The sequence below is a fragment of the Duganella rivi genome (assembly GCF_009857435.1).
Lineage (GTDB): Bacteria > Pseudomonadota > Gammaproteobacteria > Burkholderiales > Burkholderiaceae_D > Rugamonas > Rugamonas rivi.
The window spans coordinates 585,633-599,090 of record NZ_WWCK01000005.1; the positions used below are offsets into that span (position 1 = coordinate 585,633).

General features: G+C 61.6%; 15 protein-coding genes. 3 read left to right on the forward strand and 12 right to left on the reverse strand.

Annotated features, from left to right (window positions below; translation table 11 throughout):
* Window positions 1-240: 240 nt before the first annotated feature.
* From dnaG to ybiB, 5 genes are all read right to left on the reverse strand, one after another.
* Window positions 241-2,037 carry a DNA primase gene (gene dnaG, locus GTP45_RS18750; RefSeq protein WP_161015389.1) on the reverse strand — a complete coding sequence of 599 codons (1,797 nt, stop codon included), beginning with the start codon at window positions 2,035-2,037 and terminating at the stop codon, window positions 241-243.
* A gap of 87 nt (window positions 2,038-2,124) precedes the next feature.
* Window positions 2,125-2,574 carry a GatB/YqeY domain-containing protein gene (locus GTP45_RS18755; protein WP_161015390.1) on the reverse strand — a complete coding sequence of 150 codons (450 nt, stop codon included), beginning with the start codon at window positions 2,572-2,574 and terminating at the stop codon, window positions 2,125-2,127.
* A 126-nt stretch (window positions 2,575-2,700) separates the two neighbouring features.
* The gene (rpsU, locus tag GTP45_RS18760; RefSeq protein ID WP_008451879.1) at window positions 2,701-2,913 is read right to left on the reverse strand and encodes a 30S ribosomal protein S21; all 213 of its coding nucleotides are present in this window, start codon (window positions 2,911-2,913) and stop codon (window positions 2,701-2,703) included.
* A 140-nt stretch (window positions 2,914-3,053) separates the two neighbouring features.
* Complete coding sequence (locus GTP45_RS18765) at window positions 3,054-4,259, reverse strand: BaiN/RdsA family NAD(P)/FAD-dependent oxidoreductase (protein WP_161015391.1); 1,206 nt, start codon at window positions 4,257-4,259, stop codon at window positions 3,054-3,056.
* A 34-nt stretch (window positions 4,260-4,293) separates the two neighbouring features.
* Window positions 4,294-5,277, reverse strand: a complete 984-nt coding sequence (gene ybiB, locus GTP45_RS18770) for a DNA-binding protein YbiB (protein ID WP_161015392.1) — start codon at window positions 5,275-5,277, stop codon at window positions 4,294-4,296.
* A gap of 75 nt (window positions 5,278-5,352) precedes the next feature.
* Between ybiB and GTP45_RS18775 the strand changes: the two genes are divergently transcribed.
* The gene (locus GTP45_RS18775) at window positions 5,353-6,411 is read left to right on the forward strand and encodes a 3-deoxy-7-phosphoheptulonate synthase (RefSeq protein WP_161015393.1); all 1,059 of its coding nucleotides are present in this window, start codon (window positions 5,353-5,355) and stop codon (window positions 6,409-6,411) included.
* Window positions 6,412-6,420: 9 nt separating this feature from the next.
* Here the strand turns inward: GTP45_RS18775 and GTP45_RS18780 are convergent, their stop codons facing one another.
* Entirely contained in the window at window positions 6,421-6,720 is a 300-nt protein-coding gene (locus GTP45_RS18780) for a Rieske (2Fe-2S) protein (protein WP_161015394.1), read from the reverse strand.
* A gap of 179 nt (window positions 6,721-6,899) precedes the next feature.
* On the opposite strand from GTP45_RS18780, the gene tsaD reads away from it, so the two are divergent.
* Window positions 6,900-7,940, forward strand: coding sequence for a tRNA (adenosine(37)-N6)-threonylcarbamoyltransferase complex transferase subunit TsaD (tsaD, locus tag GTP45_RS18785; protein ID WP_161015395.1), 1,041 nt, complete (start codon window positions 6,900-6,902; stop codon window positions 7,938-7,940).
* On the opposite strand, the gene GTP45_RS18790 is transcribed toward tsaD, so the two are convergent.
* Window positions 7,937-8,122 (reverse strand): hypothetical protein, encoded by a 186-nt coding sequence (locus GTP45_RS18790; RefSeq protein ID WP_161015396.1) that lies wholly within the window; start codon window positions 8,120-8,122, stop codon window positions 7,937-7,939. The two genes, tsaD and GTP45_RS18790, sit on opposite strands and share 4 nt — an antisense overlap.
* Before the next feature lie 177 nt (window positions 8,123-8,299).
* Window positions 8,300-9,235 carry a LysR family transcriptional regulator gene (locus tag GTP45_RS18795; RefSeq protein ID WP_161015397.1) on the reverse strand — a complete coding sequence of 312 codons (936 nt, stop codon included), beginning with the start codon at window positions 9,233-9,235 and terminating at the stop codon, window positions 8,300-8,302.
* 108 nt (window positions 9,236-9,343) lie between these two features.
* On the opposite strand from GTP45_RS18795, the gene GTP45_RS18800 reads away from it, so the two are divergent.
* Entirely contained in the window at window positions 9,344-10,195 is an 852-nt protein-coding gene (locus GTP45_RS18800) for an oxidoreductase (protein WP_161015398.1), read from the forward strand.
* On the opposite strand, the gene GTP45_RS18805 is transcribed toward GTP45_RS18800, so the two are convergent.
* From GTP45_RS18805 to GTP45_RS18820, 4 genes are all read right to left on the reverse strand, one after another.
* Entirely contained in the window at window positions 10,192-11,367 is a 1,176-nt protein-coding gene (locus GTP45_RS18805; RefSeq protein ID WP_161015399.1) for a metal-dependent hydrolase, read from the reverse strand. The genes GTP45_RS18800 and GTP45_RS18805 overlap by 4 nt on opposite strands.
* Window positions 11,368-11,658: a DUF427 domain-containing protein gene (locus GTP45_RS18810; RefSeq protein ID WP_161015400.1), complete on the reverse strand. Its 291-nt coding sequence runs from the start codon at window positions 11,656-11,658 to the stop codon at window positions 11,368-11,370.
* A 13-nt stretch (window positions 11,659-11,671) separates the two neighbouring features.
* A complete protein-coding gene (locus GTP45_RS18815; protein ID WP_161015401.1) occupies window positions 11,672-12,724 on the reverse strand; it encodes a sensor domain-containing diguanylate cyclase in 1,053 nt (350 codons plus the stop codon).
* 84 nt (window positions 12,725-12,808) lie between these two features.
* Window positions 12,809-13,456, reverse strand: coding sequence for a DsbA family oxidoreductase (locus tag GTP45_RS18820; protein ID WP_161015402.1), 648 nt, complete (start codon window positions 13,454-13,456; stop codon window positions 12,809-12,811).
* Between the last annotated feature and the right edge of the window lie 2 nt (window positions 13,457-13,458).

Below are 13,458 nucleotides of genomic sequence, written 5' to 3' on the forward strand. Positions count from 1 at the left end.
GGAGCAAACAGACTCGTTGCCCCGCCGTAGCTGGCTCTGGCCGCCGACACCCGTCCTTCCGCGTCGATCAAGAGCCTAACTCACTGAAAACAAACACACTCTGAACAGAAAAACGATGCCAAAAATTACAACACTTAGCGTTTTATTATAGCACGTCACTTTTCAATTTCCAGAGGGAAGACCCCCATCTCTCCCTCTGGAATGATGACAGAAACATTACGACACAAACACGGCCCGGCTTTAGCGCCCCGGCACCTCCGCCTGCGCCTCCCGCAGCAGCTGATCTTGCTGCGCGGTCAATTCGCGGTAGCGCACGCCGATCTCGTCCGAGGTCAGCCCGGCCGAGAACAACTGGCTGAGCTCCTGCTTGAGGGCGTCGTGCTTGACCTGGCGGATCGCCGCCCGCAGCACCAGCCGCTCGGTATCGCGCTCCGACTCCGGCTCCTTGACGATCTCGCCGATAATGCCGTCGTACTCATCGCCCTGCGACTTCAAATGCTGCGCAAATGCGGCGAAATTGCCGCTATCGCCCAGCATCTTCGCCGAAGCCACCAGCTGCGCCAAGCGCTCGGCCGACTCGGCGCCGAAGAACTGGAAGGCCGCCAGCGCCGCCGCGTCGACTTCCAGCGCCAGCGCCGGGTGCGCCACCAGCAGACGCACGATCTGCAATTCCAGCCCTTTCGGCTGCGGCCGCCCGCTTTTCGGCGGCGCGATCTTGGCCGGCGCCGTCGGTCTGGACAGCTCGAACAGCGACTCGATCTCGTAAGTCGAGGTCATGCTGATCTGCGCCAGCGCATGGACGATTTGCAGGCGCAACGCGGTCGGCGTCATCGCTTGCAGCATCGGCTTGGCGTCGAACTGCGCGCGGGCGCGGCCTTCCGGGCTGCTCATATCGTGCTCGCCGACTGCTTCCTTGATCAGGAATTGCGACAGCGGCATGGCTTCATGGATTTCTTGCTCGAACGCTTCCTTGCCGTAAGTGCGCACATAACTGTCTGGATCGTGCTCCGTAGGCAAGAATAGGAACTTGATGGTCTTGTTATCCGTCACGTGCGGCAGGCAGGCCTCCAGCGCGCGCCGGGCAGCGCGGCGGCCGGCCTTGTCGCCGTCAAAACTGAAGATCACCGTGTCGGTCTGGCGCAACAACTTCTGCACGTGATTGGTGGTGCAAGCCGTTCCCAGCGTCGCTACCGCCTGCGGGAAACCCATTTGCGCCAGCGCCACCACGTCCATATAGCCTTCCGTGACCAGCACATAGCCCGCATCGCGGATTGCCTGGCGCGCTTCAAACAGGCCATACAGCTCGTGCCCCTTTGAAAATAAAGGCGTTTCGGGGGAATTCAAGTATTTCGGCTCGCCTTGATCGAGCACACGGCCGCCGAAGGCAATCACCTGCCCCTTGGTGTTTTTAATCGGGAACATGACCCGCTCGCGGAAGCGGTCGTAACGTTTCTTGTTGCCACCATCCTCGTCCACCTTGTCGATCACAAGGCCGGACTCGGCCAGCACCACCGCGTCGTACTCGGGGAACACGGAACGCAAGTTGTCCCAGCCGGCCGGCGCATAGCCGAGGCCGAAGCGGGCGGCGATTTCACCGGTCAGGCCGCGGTTTTTCAGGTAGGCGATGGCGTTCGGCGCACTGCGCAGTTGCAGCTTGAAGAAATCGCTGGCGCGCGTCATGGCGTCGGTCAGGGCCATGGTCTGGGCCTGCATTTGCGCGCGCTGCGCCGGCGGAATCTTGTCATCCTGCTCAGGCACCACCATGCCGACGCCCTGCGCCAGCTCTTTGACGGCATCGACAAAGCCCATGCCGGAGTATTCGATCATGAAACCGATCGAGGTGCCATGCGCGCCGCAGCCAAAGCAATGGTAAAACTGCTTGGTCGGGCTCACCGTGAAGCTGGGCGATTTTTCGCTGTGAAACGGGCACAAGCCCATGAAATTCGCGCCGCCTTTTTTCAGCTGCACATAGCGTCCGACAACGTCGACGATATCGACGCGGTTCAACAAATCGGCGATAAAAGATTGTGGGATCACTGGGCTGAACGGTCTTGTTGTTAATCAGACTAATCCGCCATAGCTGATCCGCTTTGATGCAGATCAAACTATGGCGGCGAAACTACATCAAGCTGGGGTCAGCGCTTTTTTCACCAGGGCCGAGACCACGGTCATATCGGCACGGCCAGCCAGTTTCGGCTTGACGATGCCCATGACTTTGCCCATGTCTTGCGGGCCGGCAGCACCCGAGGCGGCCACGGCAGCAGCGACTTCGGCGGCGATTTCTTCGTCCGACAGGCCGGCAGGCATGTAGGCGCTCAGCACGGCCAGTTCGGCTTTTTCAATGTCAGCCAGGTCGGCGCGGCCGCCGGCTTCAAACTGGGTGATCGAATCTTTGCGCTGCTTGATCATTTTTTCAACGATGGCAACGGTTTGCTCATCGCTGACTTCAATCTGCTCGTCCACTTCCTTGCGCTTGATTTCCGCCAGAATCAGGCGGATGGTCGCCAGGCGGCCAGCTTCCTTGGCGCGCATGGCGGTTTTCATGTCTTCGGTGATCTGTGCTTTCAAGCCCATGGCGTTTCTTTCAGAAAAGAGTGGAATAAAAATGCGAAAACCCGCTGCGGAATAAACCGGAGCGGGTATTCTCTTAGATGCCGCTAAACACAACCGGCATAGGCCAGGTTGTCTGCGTAAGCAATCTTAGAAGAGTTTTTTCGGCAGCTGTTGGCTGCGGATGCGCTTGTAGTGACGCTTAACAGCAGCAGCCAGCTTGCGCTTGCGCTCTGCGGTTGGCTTTTCGTAGAACTCGCGTGCGCGCAGTTCGGTCAGCAGGCCGGTTTTTTCGATGGTGCGCTTGAAGCGACGCATTGCGACTTCGAACGGCTCGTTTTCTTTAAGGCGAATAGTGGTCATGTAAATTCAAACCGTTGGAGGTTATAGGGAGACAGAGACTATAGCAGCTTTTTCCGGGAAATGGAAGCCCCGCAGCCGTTCAACACGGCCTGTCATGCGGCTTTCCTAGGAAAAACAACAACGTGCAGGAGGCTAGTATATCAAACTGCCTGGCCCGCCGCTACACCGGAAGCCCATGCCCACTGGAAGTTGTAGCCTCCCAGCCACCCGGTTACATCGACCGTTTCACCGATGAAATACAGGCCGGGAATTTTGTTGGCCATCATGGTCTGTTGCGACAGTTCGCGGGTATCGATGCCGCCGCGCGTGACTTCGGCTTTCTTGTAGCCTTCGGAACCATTCGGGGTCAGGCTCCACTGGTTGATGGCGGCGCCCAGCTTGCGCAGTTGCGCGTCTGGCATATCGGCCAGGCGCGCGTCCAGCGCGAAACCGTGGGCCAGCAGCAAGCCTTCCGCCAGCCGCGCCGGCAGCCACTGGGACAGCACATTGCCCAGTTGCTTCTTGATGGTGCCCTTGCCTTCGATCAGCGTGGCCGCCAAGTCCAGTTCCGGCAGCAGGTTGATCGTGATCGGCGTGCCCGGCTGCCAGTACGACGAAATTTGCAGAATCGCCGGGCCAGAGAGGCCGCGGTGGGTGAACAGCAAGTCTTCGCGGAAACGCGCGCCGGTCGGGTTGCGGCCTTTCAGCGAGCCGGTTTCCACATCCACTTCCAGCGCGATGCCGGACATTTCCACGAACGGCGCCCATTGCTGGGCGTCGAAAGTCAGCGGCACCAGCGCTGGGCGCGGCTCGACCATGCGCAGGCCGAACTGCGCGGCAACGCGGTAGCCAAAGTCGGTCGCGCCGATTTTCGGGATCGACAGGCCGCCGGTGGCAATCACCACGCTGGGCGCTTCGATGGTGCCGCTGTCGGTTTCCAGCACGAAGCCGCCATCGGCCTGCGCCAGCGATTCGACCTTGCACGGCATGCGCCAGTGCACGTCGCCGGCCGCGCATTCGTCTTTCAGCATCTCGATGATCTGCTCGGCGGAATCGTCGCAGAACAATTGGCCGCGATGTTTCTCGTGGTAGCCGATGCGGTGTTTCTTCACCAGCGCGACGAAGTCGGCCGGCGTGTAGCGCGACAAGGCGCTCTTGCAGAAGTGCGGATTCTCCGACAGGAAGTTGGCCGGGCCGGCATTCACGTTGGTGAAGTTGCAGCGGCCGCCGCCCGAGATGCGGATTTTCTCCGCCAGCTTGGCCGCGTGGTCGATCAGCACCACGCGCAGGCCGCGCTGGGCCGCCGTCGCTGCGCACATCATGCCGGCCGCGCCCGCGCCGATTACCGCTACATCAAACTTTGCCATGTTATTCCCGTCGATTCAGTGAAGGGGCGAGATTCTACGCTATCGGCTCGCTCACATGCTGGCGCGACTGCACGGTGCGCGCCACCAGCAGGCATTGCGCCACTTGTTCCGCGATCGGCGGCGGCACCGGCACTTCGCCGTCCAGTACCGACGTGATCCACGCGGCAGTCGTCGCCGCATCCTTGTTTTCCGGCAGCAGCGGCAACTCGCCGACCAAGGTTTGCTTCGGCACCAGGGTCGTGCGCAGGCCGCCGTGGAACCAGTCAATCTGCTGCGCCTTGTTGGCGTTGGCCACCGTCTCGCCTTCCGTGCCGCGCATCAGGAACGCATCGCCGCGCTCGTGCAGGGCCGCCGTGGTGAAATATTCGCCCAGCATCTCCAGGTACTCCGGGTGCGTGTACGACACCAGCCGCAACGCCGGCCCGGCAAACGGCTGCATGATCTTCACCAACGTGTGGGTCGAATTGCGCACGCCCAGCTTGCGCCGCAAGGACAGCAAGTACGCCAGCTTGGGCGCCATGGTCTCGATGGTGATAAAGGCCGGCTTGCCCTGCGACATAGCCTCCTCCGCCTCCGAGCGATGGCGCGCCGCCGTTACGCCGAGCTCGGCAAACACTTCCGCCGTCGCCACGCGTCCCAGGTCAGTCGCCACGCCGTGCACCAGCACCGGCACGCCCTCGCGCGCCAGCAGCATCGCCAGTAGCGGCGTCAAATTCGCCATCTTGCGCGCGCCGTTATAGGTTGGGATCACCACCGGTGCAAACTGGCCGGGCGGCGCATTGAACGGCTCAAACGCCGCCTCCGCCGCATCGAGGAAACCGGCAATCTCCTCCACCGACTCGCCCTTGATGCGCATCGACAGCAACACGCCGCCCAACTCCAGGTCGGACACGCGGCCATCGAGCATGGCTTGGTACAGGTCATGGGCGTCGTCGCGGGTCATGCTGCGGGCGCCGTTCTTGCCGCGGCCTATTTCCTTGATGAAACGTGCGGCTGGGAAGGGTTCAAATGTGGTCATGGCAGCAAGCTTAAACCACCGGGGCGCATTTCGGCTACACTATCCGTCCCCCGAAATGAATACACAGTAGAGATCATGATTTCCCCAGACATTGAAAACGTCAACGTCACCTCGTTTGCGCCGATGCCGTCGCCGGAAGCCTTGCACAGCAAGCTGCCGCTGACCGATCTGGCCTCCGAGACCGTGATGCAAGGCCGCGAAGCCCTGCGCAACATCATTGACCGCAAGGACAAGCGCCTGTTCGTGGTGGTCGGCCCATGCTCGATCCACGACCCGGTTGCCGGCCTGGACTATGCACGCCGCCTGAAAGCCCTGCAAGCCGAAGTCGCCGACACCATGCTGCTGGTGATGCGCGTGTATTTCGAAAAGCCGCGCACCACCACCGGCTGGAAAGGCTATATCAACGACCCGGACATGGACGATTCCTTCCGCGTCAACGTCGGCATGGAAAAAGCCCGCCAATTCCTGCTGGATGTCTGCGAACTGGGCCTGCCGACCGCCACCGAAGCGCTGGATCCGATCTCGCCGCAATACCTGGGCGATTTGATCGCCTGGACGGCCATCGGCGCCCGCACCACCGAATCGCAAACCCACCGCGAAATGTCGTCCGGCCTGTCGACCCCGGTCGGCTTCAAGAACGGCACCGATGGCGACATCAGCATCGCCATCAACGCCATCCTGTCGTCGGCGCACCCGCACTCCTTCCTCGGCATCAACGCCCAAGGCAATGTGTCGATCGTGCGTACGCGCGGCAATGCCTATGGCCATGTGGTGCTGCGCGGCGGCGACGGCCGTCCGAACTACGATTCGGTGTCGATTGCGATTGCCGAACAGTCGCTGGCCAAGGCCAAGCTGCCGGCCAACCTGGTGGTCGACTGCTCGCACGCCAACAGCTACAAAAAGCCGGAACTGCAACCGCTGGTGATGGCCGACGTCATCCACCAGATCGTGCAGGGCAACCAGTCGCTGGTGGGCGTGATGATTGAATCGAACATCGTTGGCGGCAACCAGAAGATCCCGGCCGATTTGAGCCAGCTGGTCTACGGCTGCTCTGTCACCGACGGCTGCATCGACTGGGACACCACCGAGAAGATGCTGCGCGAAGCGCACCAGCAGTTGAAGAACCGTCCGTAATCAGCCGCCTCAATAGCAGTAGGCCACCATGCTGGTGGCCACGCCAAACGTCCCCGCCAGCGCCGCTTCGGCCTTGCTGGCGGGCGCACTCAGTTCATCCAGGTCGAGATAGACCTTCAGGCCCTCCACCTTCACCGAATACCGCCGCGTGCTATCGCAATCGAGCACCGCGTGCACGCTTTCTTCGCCGGTGCGGAACAAGGCCACGCCCGGCAGCTCCTGCCACGCCAGCCCGCGCGGCACCAGGCGCACTCCGCCGCCCAGCGGTACATCCTTGAGTTTGCAAATCAGCTTCCAGTGCCTGTCCATGGCTACGCCCTCCCCCTGCGCTGCATGAAGCAAAAGCAATGCCATTCAAAACAGCATGAAATTCTGACCATTTGGCAAAAATGCGCACCCGGCCAGTGCGCTGCGGAACTGCGCTGGTGCATGCTTGCACGCCATTTCCATTACAATGGCGGATTCCCCTTTTGATTTGTGCTGCTTCCATGATCGTTCTTGGCGTTGAATCCTCCTGTGACGAAACCGGCCTTGCGTTGTACGACACGCAACAAGGCCTGCTGTCCCACGCCCTGCATTCGCAGGTCGCCATGCACGAGGAATACGGCGGCGTGGTGCCGGAGTTGGCCTCGCGCGACCACATCCGCCGCGCCATTCCGCTGCTGACGCAGACGCTGGAACATGCCGGCAAATCGCTGAACGACATCGACGCCATCGCCTACACCCAAGGCCCGGGCCTGGCTGGCGCGCTGCTGGTTGGCTCGTCGGTGGCATGCAGCCTCGGTCTCGCGCTGGATAAGCCGGTGCTGGGCGTGCACCACCTCGAAGGCCACCTGCTGTCGCCGCTGCTGGCGTCGGAGCCGCCGGAGTTTCCCTTCATCGCCCTGCTGGTCTCGGGCGGCCACACCCAGCTGATGCGGGTGGACGGCGTCGGCCAATACACGCTGCTGGGCGAAACGCTGGATGACGCCGCAGGCGAAGCGTTCGACAAATCGGCCAAGCTGCTGGGCCTGGGCTACCCTGGCGGCCCGGCGATCTCGCGCCTGGCCGAGTTCGGCGATCCTCTGGCGTACAAGCTGCCGCGTCCGATGATGCACACCAAGGATTTCAACTTCAGCTTCTCCGGCCTGAAAACGGCGGTGCTGACGGTGGTGAAGAACCACGAAGAAAAGATCGTCGCCAACATCTGCGAGCAGGACAAAGCCAACATCGCGCGCGGCTTTGTCGATGCGATTGTGGAAGTGCTGACGGCGAAATGCGTGTCCGCGCTCAAGCACACCGGCCTGAAGCGGCTGGTGATTGCCGGCGGCGTGGGCGCCAACGCGCAGCTGCGCGCCTCGCTGAACGCGGCGGCAGCCAAGAAGAAGTTCAAGGTGTACTACCCGGAACTGGAATTTTGCACCGATAACGGCGCGATGATCGCCTTCGCCGGGGCCATGCGCTTGATGATCAACCCGGACGCGGCGAAGAAGGATTACTCGTTCAACGTGCGGCCGCGCTGGCCGCTCGACGAGCTCAGAGTCATTTAACTCTGGGCGAATGCCATCCCGGCGAGAACGGCCAGGCCGACCAGCGGGATCAGGTATTTCGCCTTGCCATTGCCCAGGTGCACGCCTTGGGCGGCAATGCGTTCGCTACGCAGACGATGATCATCGGCCGGCGATTCGTGTTGTACTGCGGTTTTGTTGTCTTTTTCAGTTACGGTATTCATAACAGCCTCCATAGTCATCGATCTTCTTCCTTTCTGGAGGGCAATGCAATTGTTGTGCCAACCAAATAGGCAGAAAGCAGCCTATACAGCTTGATTCTAGGCGCTTTTGTGGTGAAGTAGCCACACAGTACAACGTGCCAGGCACTGGAACCGTGCACACACGCACTGAAACTGGCCTTACTTTCCTTTTGCCGCATTGACAGCACGGCGCTGCGCCTGTAACCGCAGCGGCGCCTGCTCGGACACAAAATCGATGAAATGCCGCACCCGCAGCGGCATCTGGGTTCGTTGCTGGTAGTACATGAAAACGCCGTTGTTGGCAGTGATGGTCGGCGTCAGCAGCGGAATCAGCGCGCCGCTGGCCAGTTCGCGCTCGATCATGAAGACTGGCATCTGGCCGATGCCCATGCCGTTCAGCACCGCCGTCAACTCCGCTTCCACCGTATTGAAGCTGGCGACCACCGGCACGTCCTGGTAGACGGTAGCGCCGTCGACGTGGAATTCCCATGGCAGCAAACGGCCGGTATTCGGCTGACGGAAACCGGTGCAGCGATGCTCGGCCAGGTCAGCCACGCGCCTGGGCGTACCGTGGCGATCAAGATAGGACGGCGCGGCGCAGGTCAGCAAGGTGATCTCGCCCAGCTTGCGCGAAATGAGATTGCGCTCGGGCGGACTGCCGGCGCGGAAGCCGACGTCGATCTTGCTCTCGACCAGATCCGTGAAATGGTCGTCCAGCTGCATATCGAAATGCGCGCCGGGGTAGCGCTGCTGAAATTCCTGCAACAGCGGCACGATGATGGAATTGCCGATTGACATAGGCGCGGCCACGCGGATCAGGCCGTCCACATCTAGGCGGCTGCTCTGGATTTGATCGATCGCATCGTCCAGCAGGCGCAGGCCGGGATTGGCCAATTCGAACAGGCGCGTGCCCTCGTCAGTGAGGCTGAGGCTGCGCGTGGTACGGTGGAACAGCCGCACGCCGAGATGCTCCTCCAGCTGCCTCACCGCCTTGCTGACCGCCTGCGGCGTCAAGCTGGCATCGACTGCCGCCTGGCTAAAACTCTTGGCGCGCACCACGCCGATGAACAAACTGATGACCCGGGCCTTGTCCATATCATTATCAACCAATAGGTGAAAATCAAACAGCTTTCCTATGGCTAGTGTAGCAGGTTCCTGAAGCCTAAACTGGGCTCCATCAACTCACTTCGAAAGGAAAGCATCATGAAAAAAGTATGGTTCATTACCGGCGCATCGCGTGGCTTTGGCGTACTGACGGCGCGAAAAGCACTGGAGCGCGGCGACTTCGTGGTGGCGACTGCACGCGATCCCGAAGCCGTCACCGCCGCGCTGGGCGAGCATCCCAACCTGCTGGCCTTGCGCCTGGACGTGAAGCTGGAAGCGCAAGCCATCGTCGCCGCGCAGCAAGCGGTGGCGCGCTTCGGCCGCATCGACGTCCTGGTCAACAACGCTGGCTACGGCTTGCTGGGCGCGGTGGAGGAAGCCAACGCCGAGGAAGTGCGCGCGCTGTACGAGACCAACGTGTTCGGCCTGCTCAACGTCACCCGCGCCGTGCTGCCGGTGATGCGCAAGCAGGGCAGCGGCCACGTGATGAACATCTCGTCGGTGGGCGGCTACTCTTCGTATGCCGGCTGGGGCGTGTACGGTTCGACCAAGTTTGCGGTGGAAGGCTTGAGCGAAGCAATGTCGATCGAGCTGGAACCGCTGGGCATCCAGGTGACCGTGGTGGAACCGGGCTTCTTCCGCACTGACTTCCTCGATACCACTTCGCTGGTGTCCACGCGTGACCGCATCGATTCCTACGCCGCCACGGTAGGCGCGATGCGCGACTTCGCGGCAGGCGCCAACCATGCGCAGCCTGGCGATCCAGTCAAGCTGGCAGGCGCCCTGCTGCAACTGGCCGACAGCGACAAGCCGCCAGTCCGCCTGCAACTCGGTTCGGACACGGTGCAACGCGTGCGCGCTAAAAACCAGTTCGTGGAAAAAGAGATGGCGGAGTGGATCGACCTCGCCACCTCCACCGATCACGATGACGTGTTGAAGCAAGCCGCTTAAAACAAGTCAGCGCGCGGATAGCCCCATGCCGGCACACCTTGCGGGCATGGGGCTGATTCGTTGACACGCAGCGAGGTGAAGTTCCCGCGCGGCGTGGTGGCGAAGCGGTAATCGGATAGCACGCCATTCGCCAAGATCGGCATGCGGCCAAAGCGCAGCCAGGCGTCAACTTGGCAGTTGCCGGCCTTCTGCGCGCGCAGCTCCTGCAAGCTGCCGCTAACGGTTTGCGGCTGCTCGTTCAAGCCTGCCGGACACGCCGCAGCCGCCAGCCACGCTGGCGCCACGCTGGCAATGCCACGGCGCAGGCGATACTGTTCGCCATTGCTCTCCATGCTGACGTAGGTCCAGCACAGCGGCTGCGACGGGAACGCCGTCATCGCCACATCCAGCACGCGTGACGAAGGATCGATGCGCTGCAAGTCCGCCGTAATCAGCGCCCGGCCCACGTGCGACGCCACGCCCTGTCCCGCAATGAACACCACACTGACGCCCAGCGCCAGCAGCAAACCACCGCGTCCCTGCTCACCCGAACGCCACTGCGCCACGCCGCAAACAGCAGCAATCGCCAGCAGCGCCGCAAATGACATCCATCCCAAATAACCACGCGCCGCAAAAAACACCAGCGCCGCAAACAAAGCCAGCAAACCGATAAAACGCAAAGACCGCCAGCGCATAATCAGCGCCATCGGCACACCAATCGCCACCCAAAACAGCGGCTCAATGATGAACACCATATCGCCATAAAACCAGCGGCCATCAAATGGATACCAAGGATGCACGCCGTACGAATTGGTAAAGTCCATCAGCAAATGCAGCGCAAAGCCGACGCCGATACTGAGCGCAAAACCAAGCCGCGCCGGACGGCTAGAGCGCAGCAGCGCACGTGCCGAAGGCCAGCAAAGCCACAGCAAGGCCGCCAGCACCAACGCCTGCGGCAGCGCCCACAACGCCGTATGCGTATGCCCGCGATGATTGAGCAGATAGCCCAAAGGATCGGGCAGCAGCTTGGTCAGGAACAGATCGAGATCAGGAAAATTACTCGCCAGCGCGCACGACACCAGCAACAGCCGATGCCGCACGCGCTGCGACAGCGAGTCCACCTCCGCAGGCAGACTGCGATGCACTACCTCGCCAACGCCAAAGCCGATAATGCTGTGAGTGATGTTATCCAACTAGCGCTGCACCTCGACGCCGCGCCAGAAGGCCACGTGGTCCTTGATCTGCGCGGCCTTCTCGGAAGGCTCCGGGTAGTACCACGCAGCGTTTTCATTGAGCTTGCCGTTGACGCTGAGCGTGTAATAACTGGCCAAGCCCTTCCACGGACAGCGCGAAGTGTGGCTGCTCGCTTGCAGATATTCCCGCTTCACACTGGACGGCGGGAAGTAGACATTGTTCTCGACGATTTGAACTTCGCCGTCGTCCGCCTGCGCGATGACGACGCCGTTCCAGCTAGCAGTAGGCATGATCCGTCTCCTCTTAGTCAGCGCCGCATTCCACGCGATTACGGCCGCCGCGCTTGGCGCGGTACATCGCGGCGTCGGCTTGCTTTAGCAAGCTTTCCGCGTCATCGATTTCCATGTGGTTGAACGCGCCCACGCCGATGCTTGCAGTGATCTGCAACTGGCGCGCGCCGGCCACGTGGATCTGCGCCTCTATTTTAGCGCGCAGCGTTTCGGCCAGCTTGCACGCGCCTTCCACCGGCGTATTCGGCAGCAGCACGCACATTTCTTCGCCGCCGTAGCGGGTCGGCATATCGATCACGCGCACGTTCTCGCGCAGCAAGCGGCCGATGTTGGCCAGCACCTGGTCACCCACCACATGGCCGTATTCATCGTTGATTTTCTTGAAGTGATCGACGTCGATCATCAGCGCCGATAGCGGCGCGCGGAAACGGCGCGCACGCGCCACCTCGAACTTCAGGCGGTGCAGCAGCGAGCGGCGGTTGTGCAAGCCGGTCAACTCGTCGGTGGTGGCCAGCAACTCCAGCTCGCGCACGGCAGCTTCGAGATTGCGCTCGTTGGAACGCAGCTCGATCAGCGCCATCACCTGCCGCGCCAGTTTCGCCAGCGTGGCACGCTGGTCGTCGCGCAGGCGGCCCGGCTTGGTGTCCAGCACGCACAGGGTGCCGATGGCGTGGCCGTCCGAGGACGTCAGCGCCACGCTGCTGTACATGCGCATATGCGGCTCGCCGACGGTCAGCGCCATGTGCGCGGTGCGCGGGTCGTCGCTAAGGTCGGGGATTTCGGTGGCGGCATCGCCCAGCACGGCCAGCGAGCAGTAGCTCTCGCCGCGCGGCAGCTCGCCCATCTGCATGCCGGTGCAGGATTTGACCCACACGCGGTCGGTGTCAACCAGCGAAATGAAAGCGTAAGGAACTTCGCACACCTTGGCCGCCAGCTCAGTCAGGAAGCTGAAATCTTCACAGGCGGGGGTGTCGAGGATGTGATAACGGTGCAGCGCGGCGAGCCGGAATTGGTCCGCCTGGGGACGAGCAGTGTGCAGCGTGTGAACTTTTTCTACGGCCAGCATGGGCCTCCCTGAGTAGAGTGACAAGTGTCTTATCATTTTTACCCAAGGAGTTTATAGCAAAACAAGAGGAAAGTAGGCGACTTTTTACGCCTTGGACATAATCTCCCGCAACGCGCGTTCGAACACCTCGGCCGGCTGGCCGCCGGAAATCAGGTGGCGCTCGTTGATGATCACGGCCGGCACCGAGTTAATGCCGTGGCGCTGGAAGAACTGCTCGGCCTCGCGCACCTCGTTGCCGTACTCGCCGGAATGCAGCACCTGGCGCGCCGCATCCTTGTCGAGACCGACTTCGCCGGCGACGTAGATCAGCACTTCGTGCGCGCTGGGATCCAGGCCTTGTGTGAAGTAGGCCTTGAAGAGCGCCTGCTTCAGTTCCTTCTGCTTGCCTTGCAAACCGGCCCAGTGCAGCAGGCGGTGCGCGTCGAAGGTGTTGTAAATGCGGCCGCGCTTGTCCATCGCAAACTCAAAACCGACCTCGGCGCCGCGCGCGCGGATCATCTCGCGCGCTTGCTGTTGCTGCTCGGCGGTCGAGCCGTATTTCTCGGTCAGGTGCTCGGTGATGTCCTGGCCTTCCGGCGGCATGTTCGCGTTCAGCTCGAACGGCTGGAAGTGGATACTAACTTCGGCATCATCGCCGATGGCGGCCAGCGCCTTGTCCAGCGAGCTCAGGCCGATGGCGCACCATGGGCAAGAGACGTCCGAGACGAAATCGATTTTGAGAGTAGTTGCCATTT